At 43.9% G+C, this 17,296-nt stretch carries 14 protein-coding genes; 9 read left to right on the top strand and 5 right to left on the bottom strand.

Annotated elements, in window-relative coordinates; translation table 11 throughout:
- Window positions 1-71: 71 nt before the first annotated feature.
- From NIASO_RS10480 to NIASO_RS10470, 3 genes are all read left to right on the top strand, one after another.
- The gene (locus NIASO_RS10480; RefSeq protein WP_008585625.1) at window positions 72-293 is read left to right on the top strand and encodes a hypothetical protein; all 222 of its coding nucleotides are present in this window, start codon (window positions 72-74) and stop codon (window positions 291-293) included.
- A 7-nt stretch (window positions 294-300) separates the two neighbouring features.
- Window positions 301-1,065: a hypothetical protein gene (locus NIASO_RS10475; protein ID WP_008585623.1), complete on the top strand. Its 765-nt coding sequence runs from the start codon at window positions 301-303 to the stop codon at window positions 1,063-1,065.
- 251 nt (window positions 1,066-1,316) lie between these two features.
- Window positions 1,317-2,255 (top strand): hydrogen peroxide-inducible genes activator, encoded by a 939-nt coding sequence (locus NIASO_RS10470; RefSeq protein ID WP_008585621.1) that lies wholly within the window; start codon window positions 1,317-1,319, stop codon window positions 2,253-2,255.
- A gap of 32 nt (window positions 2,256-2,287) precedes the next feature.
- Here NIASO_RS10470 and NIASO_RS10465 read toward each other — a convergent pair whose 3' ends face one another.
- Window positions 2,288-4,267 carry a KUP/HAK/KT family potassium transporter gene (locus tag NIASO_RS10465; protein WP_008585620.1) on the bottom strand — a complete coding sequence of 660 codons (1,980 nt, stop codon included), beginning with the start codon at window positions 4,265-4,267 and terminating at the stop codon, window positions 2,288-2,290.
- Between the two features lie 185 nt (window positions 4,268-4,452).
- On the opposite strand from NIASO_RS10465, the gene NIASO_RS10460 reads away from it, so the two are divergent.
- The 4 genes from NIASO_RS10460 (at window position 4,453) to NIASO_RS10445 (ending at window position 8,618) form a co-directional block, all read left to right on the top strand.
- Entirely contained in the window at window positions 4,453-6,018 is a 1,566-nt protein-coding gene (locus NIASO_RS10460; protein ID WP_008585618.1) for a hypothetical protein, read from the top strand.
- Window positions 6,019-6,125: 107 nt separating this feature from the next.
- The gene (locus NIASO_RS10455) at window positions 6,126-7,076 is read left to right on the top strand and encodes a DUF6427 family protein (RefSeq protein ID WP_245605171.1); all 951 of its coding nucleotides are present in this window, start codon (window positions 6,126-6,128) and stop codon (window positions 7,074-7,076) included.
- A 322-nt stretch (window positions 7,077-7,398) separates the two neighbouring features.
- Window positions 7,399-8,112 (top strand): phosphoribosylformylglycinamidine synthase subunit PurQ, encoded by a 714-nt coding sequence (gene purQ / locus NIASO_RS10450; protein WP_008585615.1) that lies wholly within the window; start codon window positions 7,399-7,401, stop codon window positions 8,110-8,112.
- A gap of 53 nt (window positions 8,113-8,165) precedes the next feature.
- Entirely contained in the window at window positions 8,166-8,618 is a 453-nt protein-coding gene (locus NIASO_RS10445) for a protein-disulfide reductase DsbD domain-containing protein (protein WP_008585613.1), read from the top strand.
- 536 nt (window positions 8,619-9,154) lie between these two features.
- Here the strand turns inward: NIASO_RS10445 and NIASO_RS10435 are convergent.
- The 3 genes from NIASO_RS10435 to rbsK are packed head-to-tail and all read right to left on the bottom strand — an operon-like array spanning window position 9,155 to window position 12,995.
- A complete protein-coding gene (locus NIASO_RS10435; RefSeq protein ID WP_008585609.1) occupies window positions 9,155-10,156 on the bottom strand; it encodes a GRP family sugar transporter in 1,002 nt (333 codons plus the stop codon).
- 27 nt (window positions 10,157-10,183) lie between these two features.
- A complete protein-coding gene (locus NIASO_RS10430) occupies window positions 10,184-12,028 on the bottom strand; it encodes a beta-L-arabinofuranosidase domain-containing protein (protein WP_008585608.1) in 1,845 nt (614 codons plus the stop codon).
- 37 nt (window positions 12,029-12,065) lie between these two features.
- Window positions 12,066-12,995 (bottom strand): ribokinase, encoded by a 930-nt coding sequence (gene rbsK, locus NIASO_RS10425; protein WP_008585606.1) that lies wholly within the window; start codon window positions 12,993-12,995, stop codon window positions 12,066-12,068.
- A 184-nt stretch (window positions 12,996-13,179) separates the two neighbouring features.
- Here rbsK and NIASO_RS10420 point away from each other — a divergent pair, with 184 nt between their 5' ends.
- Both NIASO_RS10420 and NIASO_RS10415 read left to right on the top strand, forming a co-directional pair.
- Window positions 13,180-14,679, top strand: coding sequence for a hypothetical protein (locus NIASO_RS10420; protein WP_008585603.1), 1,500 nt, complete (start codon window positions 13,180-13,182; stop codon window positions 14,677-14,679).
- Window positions 14,680-15,200: 521 nt separating this feature from the next.
- Window positions 15,201-15,611 carry a hypothetical protein gene (locus NIASO_RS10415; protein ID WP_025298870.1) on the top strand — a complete coding sequence of 137 codons (411 nt, stop codon included), beginning with the start codon at window positions 15,201-15,203 and terminating at the stop codon, window positions 15,609-15,611.
- A gap of 197 nt (window positions 15,612-15,808) precedes the next feature.
- Here NIASO_RS10415 and NIASO_RS10410 read toward each other — a convergent pair whose 3' ends face one another.
- Entirely contained in the window at window positions 15,809-17,065 is a 1,257-nt protein-coding gene (locus tag NIASO_RS10410; RefSeq protein WP_008585598.1) for an aminotransferase class I/II-fold pyridoxal phosphate-dependent enzyme, read from the bottom strand.
- Window positions 17,066-17,296 lie beyond the last annotated feature (231 nt).

Here is a 17,296-nt window from a genome sequence, read left to right as displayed (position 1 = left end):
GCCGGATGCCACGGAATCCAAGTGGCTGGAAAGGATTAAAGGTGATACCCCTTAAAATGATGGGTTAGCCTGTGTATCCGCAAACAGTAAGCCGGTTTGGAACCAGTCCTGGCGCCAAATTGGCTGCCGGCATAGGAGTGGGCCTCGCCGGCGCAGTAGTTAACTTCGCAATTGAATATGGCTCTAATAAGTATGAAGATGGGAAGTTTAATAATGTATTCAACACATTTGGAGATATTATGAAGGAAAATGAATCGGGACCGCAAGGAGTAAATATTGTGTCAACAAAATAAAGATAAAATGGCGTTTTTAAAGAATATGGGTATTATCGGTTATATTATTGGTGCTGTTGTAATACTGCCTTTATTACTGGTGGTGTATAACTTTCTTTTTATAAATAAAAATGATGCAAAAAAATATGTAACCTCTTATATAGAAAACAGTACAGAAGTATTGTCCTTAAAACTGCCAAAACCCGATCTGCTGGCCAACGAAAGTTATAGCGGTGTCTCCAAAATGATCGACACCAAAATAGCATCGAAGTATATGGGCCGTGATGGCACTCAACGATCCCGGATGAATTATAAAATATTCTTTCATGACAGCCTTAAGAAATATATTCAAATCACAATGATTAATGTGAATGGTGGTTTTTGGGGGAGCCTGTATGATAATAGTTTTTTAGTAAAAATAAATAAGGACGATTTGATAAACCCATTTTATGGCACTAAAGAACATCCACTATTAGCTTTTAGTGCTCGCGGGGCAGATACCCCGTTAACCGCTGTAAGAGCATCAAAAGAAACTGGGGGCGCAGTTAAAATCAATGTGGATACATCTCCCGATCAGTATGAGTATAATGTATCAATGTACCTTACTTATGTAATGCCGAAAAGTGAGTTTAAAAAAAGATTCGAGGGCGTTAGCTTGTGGTATACGCCATTCTTGGAAATAAAAGGGGTGAAAGATTCCGTTCCATTTATTATGATTATTGTACCTCTTATTTTCCTCATTTACTTTGGGGTTCGGTTGTATAAAATGAACCACCCCAGGCACTCTTCTTAAGGGATCACCTCGTGCAATGTAATATCTGTGATTGTCTTGTAATCAAAAGAACCAACGGCTTAGTAATCGCTTTGACGAAATAATTAGCACGGAAAAACACAAAGGCTTTATCGGCGGACTAAATATTTTGTTCGTCGCCCATGTCCCACCAGTCGCCCGGCAGGGTGGGTACAATATTTAAAATAAAGAACGAATATCCCTATTGCACAAATCAATTAAATTTGTATTCCTATAGATTTAATTGATGAAATATGACTATACAGCAGATCGAATATATCAACGCGGTAGATGTGCACCGCAATTTCATTAAAGCGGCGGAAGCCTGTTTTATAACCCAGCCCACTTTAAGCATGCAGATCCAAAAGCTGGAAGAAGAACTGGGCGTAAAAATTTTTGACAGAAGCAAACTGCCGGTGGTGCCCACGCCGGTGGGCGAAGGCATTCTGGAGCATGCGCGCAGACTGTTGTATGCCCGCAATGAGTTGAACCGGTATGTTGAAGATCAGAAAGGCAAACTCTCCGGCCAGTTGCGGATCGGGATTATTCCCACACTGGCGCCCTACCTGCTTCCGATCTTTGTTCCCGCGTTTATAAAAAAATATCCTGAAATCAAACTGATCATTCATGAACTGATCACAGAAAATATTGTACGAAACCTGAAAGAAGAAAAAATTGACGCCGGCATTTTAGTAACGCCTATTGAGGAACCGGGAATAAAAGAACATACTTTGTTTTACGAGGAGCTGATGGTATTTACCTCCAAACGGAATAAGGCCTACGAAAAACAATACATCCTGCCAAAAGATATTGATACCAGTAAGCTGTGGTTGCTGGAAGAGGGGCATTGTTTTCGCTCCCAGATCTTATCCATCTGCGAATTGCAAAAGCAAAGCCGGGAACATTCGGGCCTGGAATATGAAGCGGGCAGTATTGAAACACTGAAGCGGATGGTGGAAATAAGCGATGGGGTAACGATCGTTCCGGAGCTGGTTACTATGCAGATGCCCAAAAGTCAATTGCAATTGATCCGGCATTTTAAACGACCGGTGCCGGTGCGGGAAATAAGCCTTGTGGTGCACCGGGATTTTCTTAAAGAAAAACTGATAAAAGCCCTGCAAACAGAAATACTGGAGGCGGTGCCCGATAAACTGAAAAAGCCGCCCTCACAAAATATTATCCCGATCCAGTAAGCGTTCAGCATTCAGCGTTTAGCATTGCGCTATCAACTAATATTATCCTCAATCCGCTTTAACTTAACACTGGTCACCGGCGCTACAATCAACGGGAATTTTTCTACCGTAACATTGGAAAGATCCAGCCCAAAACCTTTTTCTTCGGAAAGGCTCATTTGCTTGATCATAAAATGCAGCCGCATGATCATTTTTTCAGCAAAAGGAAGGTCGTTATCGGCACTCAGGTATTTCTCCAGCACTACAAACTGAAAATCACCCACGGTATTGCTGCTGGCTAAGCTTTCGTACCGGCTGATGATATTTACCTCGTTGTTCACCACCAGGTCTTCCACCACTTTTTTAAACATGATGTTGATCTTGGGCTGCACCCGGAATCCCAGCCGGAAATCGATGCGTATAATATCATTGGGGATGATATGGTCTACTTTGTATTCTGCAGTATACGGATCATCAAGTGTATCCACATGCAGGAACCAGTAAATATCCGCCCGCTTGGGTTTTTTATTCAGAATGGAATAAATGATCTTATGTTCGATCTCTTTGGGATTATCCGCGCTGGTAAGATAAATAAGGTGTGTGGCGTATTTCGCGATCGACCGGTCGGCGCTCAGCTCCTGCATCTTCGGAATATAATGTTCCATCCGCACAAACTCCACATAACGGTTCTTGATCTTCCGCGCCCGGTACCAAACATACATGACCATAAATAATAAGCCCCCTACAAATAAGGTAACGAACCCGCCATGCGGAAATTTTTCAAGGTTGGCGATTAAGAAACTGATCTCAATTGACAGAAATACAAGGAGATACAGGTATACCAATACCGGCATTGTTCTTTTGCTGACCAAAAAATTAGCAAACAGAATACTGGTGGCGATCATACAAAGCGTAATCGCTAAACCATAGGCGGCGCCCATTTTGCTGGACTCTTTAAAATACATTACAATGCCCAAACACCCGATTAAAAGGATGAGGTTGATACCGGGAATGTATAACTGCCCCCGTTCATTGGAAGGGTAGTTGATTTTTAACCGCGGCCAAAGGTTTAAACGAATGGCTTCGCCAATAAGCGTAAAAGACCCTGAAATTAACGCCTGGCTGGCAATGATGGCCGCAATAGTTGCCACAACAACGCCGATCGCCAGGAAATGATCCGGCATTAAAGCAAAAAACGGGTTGCTGGTAGCCGTTGGGAACTGAATGCCTTCATAATGGGACAGTAAAAAAGCGCCCTGCCCCAAATAGTTGAGTATCAAACAGGATTTTACAAAGATCCAGCTTACGCGTATGTTGCCCCGGCCACAATGGCCCAGGTCGCTATACAAGGCTTCCGCCCCCGTAGTACAAAGAAAAACGGCGCCCAGCAGCCAAAATCCTTTGGGATATTTGGTCAGCAGCTCAATACCATAATGGGGACTGAAAGCACGCAAAATGCTCCAGTCGTCGCTCAGGTGCATGATGCCTAAAACCGCCAGCATGCTGAACCAGATAAACATTACCGGCCCGAAAGCTTTTCCTATAGAAAGGGTCCCGAACTGTTGTACAAAGAACAGCACGATAAGGATGCCGATAACTATGTACATAATAATATGAACATTTTCTCTTTCTCCCAAAAAACTGAGTGCGGGAATATTGCGCAAGCCTTCAACAGCAGAAGTGATGGAAATGGGCGGGGTGATCATACCGTCAGCAAGCAGGGAAGCTCCCCCGATCATTGCGGGTAACACGAGCCACTTTCGTCGTCGGCGTACCAGTGTATACAGGCTGAAAATGCCGCCTTCACCCCTGTTGTCGGCTTTTAGCGTCAGCCACACATATTTAACGGTGGTTTGCAGGGTTAGCGTCCATATGATCAGGGATAGCGCTCCAACGATCAGCTCAGTTGTAATGGTCTTCCCGTTTATAAGCTCATTTAAGACGTATAAAGGAGAAGTGCCTATATCCCCGTAAATAATCCCTAAAGCGATCAACAACCCTGCGGCTGTTGCTTTATTGGTTGAAAGTTTCACTTTTGAAATTCAAATTTATCTAAATACCAAAAATAACCGGCAAAGATTATATAAAAGATCAGTAAAGAAAAAAACTTATTTTTTTTGCTAATCATTATATTTCCCCTTTGCAACGGGCCGTAGTAAAAGCTCATTTTTCATATAAAGTAAAACTGTACCTTTATGGAACGAATATTAAACGTTTTATGAAAAAGTTGATTTTTAATCTGTTACTCTGTTTTAGCCTTATAAACGTTGCAGGGGCGCAAAGTATTGTGTACGCAGATGTAAATAACACGGATGTCCCAAAAATGAATTTTGAGATCATCGGAAAACTGGCCAGTAATTATCTTATTTATAAAGAAGTAAAGGGAAGTCACCAGATAGCTGTTTTCAATGAAAATATGCAGCAGTTACAAACAGTGCCCATTACGCTGCTGCCTAAAAAAAATGAGCTGCTGGATGTGAGCTTCTTTACTTTTTCCAACTTTGCATACCTGGTGTACCAGTTCCAACAGGGGAATATTGTTTTTTGCAACGCTGCCCGTGTTGAAGCTAACGGCAGCATTTTACAGGCCCCGGTGGTACTGGATACAACCATGATCGCCTACAAAGCGGACCGGAAGATCTATACAATCATTCAAAACAGCGATCGTTCAAAGCTTGCGGTGTTTAAAATAAATAAAAAAGACCGGGCACTGCACCTGTTTACAGAAAAGTTATTCGATGCGGCGTTGGCGCCGCTTCAGGAAAACCGGTTTGGGGTGCCGATGAAAAAAAGCGGCAATTATCTTACCGGGTATAGCCTGACCGATAACGGCGACTTTGCCTTTGTAAAATATAACCGCCTTTCCAGCGGGGACATTCAGGACGCCGCTTTGCTGGTAAAACGGCCGGATAGCCGCGAATGCCAGGAACGCCCGCTTTCGATCAATAATCTTTTCCTGGACGACATAAAACTAAAAGCCGATGATGCAAACAATCGTTATCTGCTTACTTCTTTTTATGCCGAAAAGAAAAGAGGCAATATTGCAGGGTTGTACGCGAATGCGATCGGTATCGATAATCTCCGGACAGTATTTGAAAAGACGACTCCTTTTAATGAGGAGTTGAAGAAAAAAATGAGCGGAAGGGCCAATAGTAAAACGGCCTTTAACGATCTTTTTATCAACAGTATTATTATTCACCAGAATGGCGGTTTTTCCGTTGCTGCCGAAGCGTTGTATACCACCGGCGGGGGATGGGATCGCTGGGGATACTGGGGCGGCCCTTACGGATTTTATGGCAGCCCTTATGGCTTTTACGGTGGTGGCTGGGGTTGGGGCTGGGGAGGGTACTGGTCGCCCTATTACTATTACTCCCCATTCTTTTACAGAAGTTATTGGTGGGGCGGTTTAGGAAGCGGGTACGACTATGTCCGGTATAATGCAGGCAACCTGGCGGTATTTTCTTTTGACAGGGAAGGGAACAGGGTAACTGAAAATATTATTTATAAAAACCAATCGGAGTCGGGTACCGATGGCACCATTTCCTACCAGGTATTGTTAAAGGACGATCAGATGCACTTTGTAATGAATGAACAGGGCAAAATTGCAGATCTGGATGATGTGGTGATTACGGAAGAGGGGCAATTGACCGAAAACGAACCCATGGAAGCGAAAGATAAATTTATTAACTTCATGCCCCGTTATGGCAAACAGGTAGGCGCCACAACAATGATCATTCCGTACCTGTATAAAAGGAATATTTCCTTTGCCAAAGTAACCTTCTGAGATCGTTGAAATGTGTTCCTGCTAAAAGGAGCAAAAGACTCGATTTAATATAACTGACTGTAGCTGTGATTGGAGTTTTCAAACAGAAGAACCCGGGAAATCTTATAATGATTTTCATATTGGGTATTTTGCTCAAATTGCCCTGGATATTGGGCCACCCGGCCGTCGTCCTCCGGTCACAGGATGGGTTTTTGTACGATCGGTTTGTAAAGTTCATTAACCCCGTTGCTGCGGTCTTCCCCTCAATATATGGTACGCTGGCCCTGCTGCTTATTTTCTGGCAGGCCTACCTGGTTACTATTTTTGTCAATAATCAGCGCCTGGTAAACAAACCCAATTACCTGCCGGGGATGACGCTGATGCTGGTATCGTCGTTTATTCCTGAGTTCAACTATTTATCCGGCCCCCTGTTCTGCTCCCTTTTCTTTCTGGCCGCATTCATTTTTATTTTTCGGGCACAAAGCAATTCCAATGCAAAAGGAGCCATCTTTAATTGCGGGCTGGCCTGTGCCTTGGCAAGCATGTTTTTTCAGCCGGCTGTCCTTTTTCTTTTTTGGAGCCTGGCCGCATTAGCCTTTTTAAGGCCTTTTCGTTTGAACGAATGGTTGCTGCTGTTAATCGGGTTTACCACGCCCTACTATTTTTATCTTACCTATTTGTTTTTGTCTGATCAATGGGGCATGGTCGCTACTATGATAGAGCCCTTTAGTATCGGGTTTCATCCCGGGGAGCAGACTCCCTGGTTTGCCGGGGCTTTATTTTTGATCATCCTGCCGCTTTTAGCGGGTATTTATTATATCAACCGCCTTGCCTCAAAAATGCTGATGCAGGTCAGAAAAGGATGGATCCTTTGCCTGCTGTATTTGGCCACAGCCGTTATCATCGCATTGATAAACCCCGGTAATGATTTTACAAACTGGGTGTTGATACTGGTGCCCTGCGCCGCCGTGCACGCTTTTGGATATTTGAACAGCGAGTTGAAAATTTACCCCATTATTGCCTTCTGGCTTACAGTAGTTTATATTGTCGCTATCGAAATGACCCATACATTCCTGTAAGAAATATTTTTTGGCTAAACCTAAAGGCGATTATTTTCCTGCAAATACGCGGGGCTGATCAAAAGCCGAGAGCCAACGATTAGCCGGGAACCCGGAAAGACGGGAGGGTGTTGTTTTTCAATCTATTAAGACTTACCGCTTCACCGCCTTACCGGCTCAAAAAATACTTTTTAGTGAGCTCCGCAAATGAGCTCGGCTCTCGTTCTGCGGTAGTCTGCGAGATCAGCGGGAAACTTAGGAGCGCATTCCGGGGCGAAATTGGATGTAATAAAAAGGGCGGTATTGGCTATCTTTGCACGGTAAAACCGATAAAATTATACGAATGAAATTTGGAGTAGTTGTTTTCCCTGGTTCTAATTGCGACAGAGATATGCTGGATGCGCTGCAATATGATCTGAATCAGGAAGTTGTGGCTCTATGGCATAAAAGTGAAGACCTGAGCGCCTTTTCTACTGAAGATTGCATTATACTGCCGGGCGGGTTTTCCTATGGAGATTACCTGCGTTGCGGAGCCATTGCCCGTTTCAGCCCCATTATGCAACAGGTAATTGCCTTTGCTAACAGGGGAGGCAAAGTATACGGCGTTTGCAACGGTTTCCAGATCCTATGCGAATCCGGATTATTGCCCGGCGCATTGTTGCGCAATGAGCGTCAGCAATATATATGTAAGAATATATTTCTTAAGGCGGATGGTTTTTATAAAGATGCGATTGCCGGCGATGCTGATGTATTTCAGGAAGTGTATAAAATTCCGGTGGCGCATGGTGAAGGCCGCTATTATGCGGATGCAGCTACGCTGGATCAGTTAAAAGCCAATGGCCAGATCATCTTCCGCTATTGCGATGAAAATGGCAAGGAAACCTCCGCAAGTAATCCCAATGGAGCGATTGACAATATTGCAGGGATCACCAATGAAGGAAGAAATGTATTTGGAATGATGCCGCACCCCGAACGTGCCTGCAGCGCTGTTTTGGGAAACGAGGACGGTAAAAAAATCCTGACATCATTGTTAATGGCCAAACAACTTGTTCCCTGATCCTGACGTCTGCTATCTGTAACAGGTATTTTTAATATAAAACCGTGTAATTAATGAAGCATATTATTTTGGGAATTTTAGCTATTGGTGCATTTGGAGCAACAAAAGCTCAAACGGACCCTGCGAGTTGGAAGTTTTCTGCAAAAAAAGTAGCCGATAAAGTATATGAAGTGCAATTAGTGGCCACCCTGCAAAGCGGTTGGCACCTGTACGCGCAGCAGCAGCCCAAAGGCGCTATTGCGTATCCTACAAAAATTGATTTTACCGGAAACCCGCTGGTGGTGCGTACCGGTGGGGTAAAGGAAGTGGGGAAATTAGAAAAGGCGCATGATGCTACCACCAATTCCACAGCCTATCAATATGGCAAAACCGTCACTTTTGTGCAAAAGGTAACATTAAAAGCAAACGCAAAGACCTCTTTGGCAGGAACAGTTGAATACCAGACCTGCGATGATAAAAAATGTTTACCCCCTAAGAAAGTGCCTTTTACTATTCCTTTGGGCTAAAACGAATATAAAAAAGCGGCTGTCTCAAAAGTCGCTGCTTTATTGGTTACATTCGGTACTGTTGTTTAATTATATTGTTTAAAAGCAGAACTGTTTTTGGCGGCCCTTCCGGAATAAAAATGCCGGAGCGGGAGATATTTTTCTTTTCATCTGATTGTTAACTCATTAGGGAATTATAGGCACAAAAAGTCATAATAAAATGTGAAAATTATTTTTTATCCGGATATTGACTTTGAAAAATAATAATTAGTGTCTAATTTTGGTATTGAATTTTCATAGGATAAGGTTTAATGGTTAATGGTTTTTGATGAAGGTCCCCAACAAGTACAATGTTGGGGATTTTTTTTACCCATTATGCTGATAATGACGAATAATGCACAATTGCGGTTGCATAAAAAGCGGAAAATTTTTGAAAACAGACGGAGCGCATGTAATTACGCCCGTAACGGGTTTATATGGACAGGTTTCGATGCCGTCATTCTCCGGCTGCCCTTGCAATGGCAACATCGCCAGGGACAAATAACAACTGTTGTTGCTTAGGAGCCTGCGCAGATCAGCGCAATAAGCCCGGCTACGAACAGCACAAACATGCCCAGGTTTAAACGGTTGGCTGCCGGAGGTGCCTGCTTAAATTCTTTCCAGATGAATATTCCCCAGAGCGCAGACACCAGGGTTGCTCCCTGGCCCAGCCCATAAGAGATGGCCGCGCCGGCTTTACCGGATGCGATAAGACTGAACGATTGCCCTACACACCAGATCATTCCGCCTAATACACCCACCAGGTGGGTTTTAAAATTCCCTTTAAAATAGCCCGAAATAGATAGCGGTGTTCCCTGAACCGGTTTTTTCATGGCGATTGTGTTAAATAAAAAATTACTGATAAAAATACCTGTTGCAAAAATAACGACGGCGGTATAGGGCGTCATTTTTCCGGCCGCCGGGCTTTCAAAATTGGAAAGATCCATCGAGGCCGCAACAAAACGGTAAAAGAAGGCCATGATCAGTCCCGCAACGATGGAAAGGGCGATCCCTTTTGCAGAAGCCTTCTGTGCACCTACCTGTGCTTTCTTATACGCAAGGGCATTGCATATAATAGCAATGGTGATCAACACAATCCCCAAAAGGATCAGCAGGGGATCGCCTTTTTCGGCGCCAAAATAATTGACCACAACGCCTAATACAAGAGCAATTCCAATGCCTACGGGAAAGGCCACCGACATACCGCATAATGCAATGGCTGCCGATAGCAAAATATTGGCGGCATTAAAGATCACGCCACCCAGGAAAGCGCTTCCTATATTTTTAGTGTCGGCCTGTGCCAGATCGTTCAGAAAGCTGCGCCCCTGCTCACCATGGCTACCCAATGTAAAAGCGGCTATCAGGGCGAAAAACAATACCCCGATCACATAATCCCAATAAAAAAATTCATACCTCCAGGTTTTGGCTGCCAGTTTTTGTGTATTGGCCCAGGAGCCCCAGCACAGCATGGTGATTACGCAAAAGAATACCGCCAGCGAATAATTAGCTACTATAAACATACATAGTGATTAAAAGATTAACGATTTTTAATTTCCGGCAGGGATCCACACACTTGCATCACCGCCCGTTTGGCTGGCTTCTGCATAAGGCACCAGCAAAACCGGCTGTTCTTTATTAGTCCCGGTTTTAAAAGTAACTGAATAGGCCTGCTTCCCGATCCATTGCGCAGGCAATTTAGCAGGCGTACTGGTTAACTGAACCGCAACCGGGGTCCTGAAGGCTGTTTTTGTAATATCAAAAGACGGGTTGAGCGATTGATCTGCCGACAGCACCTGTGGCCCTCTTTTTATTGCGATATAATTGGGATAGCTGGCTCCCCCCTGCAAAACAGTAACGGGTATTTCAAATGAAATGGCTATGATGTTTTCACGCGCCCAGTTCCGGTCGATCACCACCAGTTCATTTGCCTGCGCTGTATAGGTTTTACCCGCTATTACAGCTTTAAATCCATTTGCCCAGGCGGGAACACGTAATTGCAAGGCAAACCGGGCTGCTGAAGGAAGCGCTACTTTTATCGTGGCTTTTCCCTCTTTGGGGAAGGTTGTATTGATCTGCAGCGCTACCGGGGTTTCCCTACCGCCGGCGGTTACTACGCGGTCCTTAATATCGGCGGCTTCGTATAGCAACACTGTAGGGCGATTATTCAGCTTTCCGTAGTTGAGGTAGGGGATCAGCGCAATGCCTCTGGGCACGCTGGATAAACAACAGGTAATATTGCACCGGTACGGTTTTATTCCGATTAAGGGCGTATAATAACTAACGCAGCCTGTTTCCGGGTTTTCCGCACCCAGCAAATGATTGTAAACGGATTTTTCAATTTCATTGTAATACTTCAGATCGCCGGTTATGGCAAATAACTGCACATTAAACTGGATCCACGTAGTGGTTACACAACCTTCGCCCATATGGGCCGCTGTATCTGCCTGCAATATATTGTCGGGCATAAAACGTTCATGGTCGCTGGTCGTGCCAGTAACAAACAGGCGTTTAGCGGCGATGTCATCAAAAGCATTACGGCAGGCCTGCAGGTATTTTTCATCCCCGGTAAGACGATACAATTTAATAATTCCCACCAGGTTCGACAGCATTTCATAGGCTTTGCCGTTGGCCACTTTATCTACCTGTTTTTCTTTTAGCAGCGTGGTTACAATAGACGGACCAGCGGGATGATCATAAGCCTTAATGATATACTTACAAAAGTCAAGATAACGGCGGTCGCCTGTCCATTGATACAGATCTGTCATCGGATCAATAACAGAAGTTGCGGCCATTCCTACATGGGAGCCGGTTTTTATAATATCTTTCTGCCCGGGCAGGTCGCCAATATTTTTCAGCAGCAGGTCGCCCACTTTAACAGCAGCCGTTAAAGCCCGCCGGTCGCCGGTTACCCGGTAATAAGCCAGCAATCCCACCAGGTCATATTTATGTACCCATACATCCCAGGAGGTCCAGTAACTGTCGGGCAAATACGTGCCCAGGTAGCCGTCCGGTAACTGTGTTTTGATCAGTTCATTGAAGATGCGGTCCATTTGGGTTTTTAGCGCAGCATTCTTTGTGATGATCCAGGTATTGGCCGCCGCTTCAAGGTACTTTCCAACATGTTCGCCTATCCAGCGTTGTTTTCCCGGTCGGGACTGAAAGCCTTCCAGGATCCCTTTTTCATCAATTTTTAATAACCGGTTCCGGAGATTATACGTATAACGCATACCCAGGTAGCCCGTCAATTGATCTGTTTCGGGCAATTGGATAGCGTACGCGGAGGGTACTAAAAAGTTGACTTTTTGAACCGGTCGCTTTGTTTCCTGCGCCTGGGCTGCCGCAAGCAGGGTGCCCGTAATGAGCAATGTTGAAAAGATCTTTTGAAGAAGCATGATCGCCTTTTTATAGTCTGAACAATAGTTTTATAACCTATCCCTGTTTAATAAAACCAGCAATTACTTCGTTGTAGTAGGGGATAGAAGATTGCGCGCCCTCTTTGGTTACGGAAAGCGCTGCTGCCCTGCACGCAAATTTTGTAGCTTCCGGGATCGGCATCCCGTTTGAAAGCGCTACTACCAATGCGCCGTTAAACACATCACCGGCAGCGGTTGTGTCTATTGCTGTTACGGGTGCTGCGGGCACTACCGACATGCGTCCGTTCTCGCATACCAAAGCGCCCTGGGCACCCAAGGTAATGATCACGATTGGAACACCCTTTTCCATGATCATTTTAGCCGCTTGCTGCGCACTGGCAAGACTCCTGACTTTGGTTCCGGTAAGCAGCCCGGCCTCGGTTTCATTAGGTGTTATAATGTGTACATACTGTAATAATTCGGCAGGGATATCCTGTACAGGAGCGGGGTTTACCACCACTTTTATATTCCGGGATGCCGCGTATTTGGCAATGAAAAGAATGGTTTCCATCGGGATCTCGAACTGCATTAACAGCATATTGCATTGTTCGAGTTCGTTTAATACCTCGCTCGTGAAATCCGCCGGAAGCAACGAATTGTTGGCCCCCTGGCTTACCACGATGCTGTTTTCACCTTTTTGATCCACAGTGATCAGCGCCACGCCGGATGGGAGCACTTCATCAGACAGCATAAAACGGGTGTCGATGCCTTCCTCATTGAACAATTGGGAAGATTGCCGTCCGAATACATCATTGCCCACTTTTGAAACAAACAGCGCATCGCCGCCCATGCGGGCCACTGCCACTGCCTGGTTAGCCCCTTTGCCTCCAGGGTTCATGAAAAAATTGGATGCCAGGATCGTTTCCCCCGGCACGGGAATCCGTTCAGCATTTACCACCATATCCATATTGGTACTGCCCACTACAGCAATTTTTGGAACACGCATCGTTAACTTTTAGGTGAAATAGCACCATTGCATTTCGCTATCGAAAATAAGACCGGAACCAATTGTTCCTAAAGCCAATATTTTAAAAATAAATAATCATGCTGGCAATTACTATGCTGTAATTAATGTATTTATTTGATTATTAAATTTTTATATTAGCATTAAAATTGAATAAATAATATTTATGAAAGGACCGGTTATGCTTCGATTAGTAAAATCGCTTTCGTCATCGGAAAAGCGGCAATTCAAAATGGCCACCAAAAAGCAGCAGCAAAGCAAGGCCTATGTATTTCTTTTTGATCTTATTGACCAATCCGAGCAGGCAGACTGGAAGCAATTAAAAACGGCGTTCAAAAAAAAATTCCCTAACTCTTCCATGGAAAGCAGCGCCGATTATTTGTTTCAGTCGATCACGGATGTATTGATACAAAATAAAATAAAAAATGATCTCTCTTTTAAACTGATGTATGGTCTTATGAAAATAGATCTGTTCCGGCAACGCAACCTGGCGGAACAGGCCATCGCGGAAATCAACAATCTGCTACCGGCGGCAGACAATATTCAACAACTTTCTTTGAAATATATTTTAAAAAGAGAGCAGTTGAATATTTTTTCGGAAACGAATTTTGAGGGCATCAGCGAAAAAACGCTCATTGCCGAACAGCAGGCAGCAAGAGAGCTGCTGCGGGATTTACGAAACGCCCAGGAGCATCATGCCCTTTATGAAATATTAAAGCACCGGTTAACCCATACCACGTCCGCGAATACCACTGCAAAAAAAGTGATACTGGATGATCTGGTGCTTAGTGAACTGGCCATTGTAAATAACAAAACCAGGCATCACCTGGAATCCCAGCAATTGCACCTGTTGTTCCAGTCTTTTTATTTTACCCGCATTGGGGACTATCAATCGGCATTAAAAACCTTTTATGTGCTGAACAATCTTTTTGAAAAACACCTGGTCCGGCTTCCGCACCCGCCTATGGATTATTATGCTACCCTGGATGGCATTTTGGAAAGCCTGAGAATGATCCGTCATGACTCAGAAATGCCTTATTTTATTGAAAAGCTGTACCAACTGGACCGGCCGGCTTATCCGGATTATTTTCGCTCCCTGGTTAAAAAAACCGGGTTGCTATATGAACTCAACCTGTATGCTTTTCAAAAAGACTGGAAAACGGCAATTGATAAGATCGACGCAACACCCAGATCCAGTTATAAAGATTTTCCTATGGTACATGATAAAAAGCAGGCGGAGCTTCTTTTTTATACAGCGCTGTGTTTTTATCATACAAAGAATTTTAAAAAGGCTATTCGTTTCTTGAATGAAGTATTGCTAAAAAAGACGATCAACTATTCATTGCCCTGTTACCGGGTGTGCCGGCTGTTCAATATTGTATTGCAATATGAAATGAAAGATCTTGAATACCTTGACTATGAAATAAGATCTTACAAGCGGTTCTTTAGCGGTAAAAATGGTTTACTGCCCCTTGAAAAATATTTGTTCAAAATTGTAGCATTGCGCCCTTTTCTGAACCCGAAGTATAAAAACCGGCAACTATGGCAACAACTGCAACCGCTCCGGGATGCCGCTGGTAAAACAACTGCAGAAGCTGACCTCCTGAGTTACTTTGATTTTATTGAATGGAGCGTTGGCAAGTTCCCGGAAAAAGAAGACCATTGAAATCCCCGGACTGGAAATTAGTTGCGTATTCCTGCGGTATAATGCGTGTTTTACAGCGCGGTTTTGCAGGTTGGGTATCATGTTCCTTTCATTTGTAATGTGCTAATAATTAATTGTTTGTAATATTTTCTATTTTGCTAAACACCCTATTGAGATTGAAACATTGGTTTGCGCCGGCGTTTTGAGGGGCGTAGCTTTGTGTTGTCAATCAAGAAAAAGGTGCCCTACATAGTCACCGAATCTGAGCTCACCAATTCGACTTGCTTGTCTCGTTTTGTTTTGCCGCCCGGCGATACTGACCATGATGATAACGTTTTTTTGAATTAAAACAAAGGAGACATAAAATGAAAACTATATTAAGCAAAGTAGCAGACGTTGCGTATCGTTTAGGCGTTATTTTTTCAAATACCCTTACGACTACCGACACCAACATCAAGTATAAAGATGTTTACATTAAATAAAGAACAAGGAATAAACAATATTAATATAACTCGCCGTTTTGAAACGGCATTAAAAAGAAAATGATCATGAAAAAGAATGTAATTAAAACAAGCGTATTATCTATTGCACTGGCTGCAATTTTAGCAACTTCAGTAGCTACAACTGTAAAAGCAGACGACAATGTGGGCAACCCTGTTGAACTGAAGTACATCAGCTCTAAAACACAATTACCCGTATATCAACTGCGTTTGAATAACCTTACAAAAGGTTCTTACGCCATTGCTATCAAAGACGAGAGCGGTGTGGTATTATACAACGAAACAGTAGCCGGTACTAAAGTTGTTCGTAACTACCAGTTTGACAGCGTATTACCAGAAGGCGCTAAATTAACTTTTGAAGTGAACGACTTAACCAACAACACTTCTAAAGTTTACAACGTAAGCAAAACTGCTACCGTTGTTGAAGACGTTGTTGTAAACGAGGTGAAATAATTCTCACGACATAGTTTTTTAAAGCAAAGCGGTCCGCCGGGTTTTGAATCCGGCGGACCGCTTTGTTATTGGGGCGAAAAGTATTTTTTGCCGAGCATGCGGTGAATACAGTAAGTTACTAGGAGAAGATCCAAAATCTTCCCGCTTTTCCGGCTTCTCGGCCCATTGCCTTTCAATACCTAAAAAACTTCGGCTAATTAATGTTCCGCCATATCCGGGATCGCATTGGTTTTATAAGCCCCCGCGTCCAGTTTTGCTTTTACGTCTGAGAATGCATTTAAAGTAGCTTCGATATCTGCATCTGTATGCGTAGCAGTCGGGATCAGCCGGTAAATGATATGTCCTTTTGGAATAACAGGATATACTACAATTGAACAAAAGATCTTATGATGCTCCCGAAGGTCCATAACCATCGCGGTAGCTTCTTCAACGCCTCCTTTCATGTAAACAGGTGTTACCACAGAATCAGTGGTTCCGATGTCGAAGCCGCGTTCCTTTAAGCCCTTTTGCAATTTCAACGCGTTGTCCCACAGTTTTTCCTTCAGTGCCGGTTGGGTGCGTAATAAATCCAGCCGCTTGAGGTTACCCACCACCAGGGGCATTGGTAAACTTTTGGCGAAGATCTGGCTTCTGATGTTATAGCGGATGTAGTCGATGATCTGACGGTCGCCGGCAATAAAGGCCCCGATAGATGCCATCGATTTGGCAAATGTAGAAAAGTAAACATCGATCTGATCCTGAACGCCCTGTTCTTCACCTGCGCCGGCGCCTGTTTTTCCCAGGGTTCCGAATCCATGCGCATCATCCACTAATAAACGGAAGTTGTATTTGCTTTTTAAGGCAACGATTTCTTTCAATTTACCCTGGTCGCCGGCCATGCCAAATACGCCTTCGGTAATAACAAGGATGCCGCCTGATTTTTGTTTTTCAATCAGCGCAGTGGCGCGATCCATTTGCTTTTCGAAATCCTCAATATTATTATGCTTAAATACGAAACGGTGCCCGGCGTGCAAACGCAGGCCGTCAATGATACAGGCGTGGCTTTCCGCATCGTAAACAATTACATCGTGGCGGCTGCACAAAACATCAATAAGGCTTACCATACCCTGGTAACCAAAGTTTACGAGGATGGCGTCGTCTTTATGTACAAAGGCGGCCAGTTCTGTTTCCAGTTGCTCGTGGAGGTTAGAGTTGCCACTCATCATTCTTGCTCCCATAGGCAAAGCCAGCCCATATTGTGCGGCGCCTTCTGCATCCGCTTTTCTGACTTCAGGATGATTAGCTAAACCAAGGTAATTATTCAAACTCCATACAATAACATCTTTCCCTCTGAATTTCATAGTGCTTCCTATTTCGCCCTCCAGTTTTGGGAATGCGAAATATCCATGCGCTCTTTCACGGTGCTGCCCGATCGGTCCATAATTTTTTATCAACCGCTCAAAAATATCTGCCATATACTGATTGATTTTTGGTAAAATAATGTGCAAATATAAAGACGATGCAGGAAATATTAGTTCTCAATAATGTGTGAGGCCGGATGTTGCTTTTAAAGGAGGGTGTCAAATGCTCCTTTTTCCTGTGTTTCCGGTATAATAATGAAACCGGAATCAATGGCTGATCATAATAGATTTGTGAAGACACAAACCATTGCCACGCCACGGTCAATGTCTTCACTGACCCAAAAG

Source organism: Niabella soli DSM 19437 (genome assembly GCF_000243115.2).
In the GTDB taxonomy this organism is placed as follows: domain Bacteria; phylum Bacteroidota; class Bacteroidia; order Chitinophagales; family Chitinophagaceae; genus Niabella; species Niabella soli.
The sequence above is the reverse complement of the archived record's forward strand: the minus strand, read 5'-3'. Positions and strand labels throughout refer to the sequence as shown.

What these genes read in the sequence shown, in the direction of transcription:
- NIASO_RS10475 (WP_008585623.1), top strand. Translation starts at nt 301, where the DNA reads ATGGCGTTTTTAAAGAATATGGGTATTATCGGTTATATTATTGGTGCT.
- NIASO_RS10470 (WP_008585621.1), top strand. Translation starts at nt 1,317, where the DNA reads ATGACTATACAGCAGATCGAATATATCAACGCGGTAGATGTGCACCGC.
- NIASO_RS10460 (WP_008585618.1), top strand. Translation starts at nt 4,453, where the DNA reads ATGAAAAAGTTGATTTTTAATCTGTTACTCTGTTTTAGCCTTATAAAC.
- NIASO_RS10455 (WP_245605171.1), top strand. Translation starts at nt 6,126, where the DNA reads ATGATTTTCATATTGGGTATTTTGCTCAAATTGCCCTGGATATTGGGC.
- purQ (WP_008585615.1), top strand. Translation starts at nt 7,399, where the DNA reads ATGAAATTTGGAGTAGTTGTTTTCCCTGGTTCTAATTGCGACAGAGAT.
- NIASO_RS10445 (WP_008585613.1), top strand. Translation starts at nt 8,166, where the DNA reads ATGAAGCATATTATTTTGGGAATTTTAGCTATTGGTGCATTTGGAGCA.
- NIASO_RS10435 (WP_008585609.1), bottom strand. Translation starts at nt 10,156, where the DNA reads ATGTTTATAGTAGCTAATTATTCGCTGGCGGTATTCTTTTGCGTAATC.
- NIASO_RS10430 (WP_008585608.1), bottom strand. Translation starts at nt 12,028, where the DNA reads ATGCTTCTTCAAAAGATCTTTTCAACATTGCTCATTACGGGCACCCTG.
- rbsK (WP_008585606.1), bottom strand. Translation starts at nt 12,995, where the DNA reads ATGCGTGTTCCAAAAATTGCTGTAGTGGGCAGTACCAATATGGATATG.
- NIASO_RS10420 (WP_008585603.1), top strand. Translation starts at nt 13,180, where the DNA reads ATGAAAGGACCGGTTATGCTTCGATTAGTAAAATCGCTTTCGTCATCG.
- NIASO_RS10415 (WP_025298870.1), top strand. Translation starts at nt 15,201, where the DNA reads ATGATCATGAAAAAGAATGTAATTAAAACAAGCGTATTATCTATTGCA.
- NIASO_RS10410 (WP_008585598.1), bottom strand. Translation starts at nt 17,065, where the DNA reads ATGGCAGATATTTTTGAGCGGTTGATAAAAAATTATGGACCGATCGGG.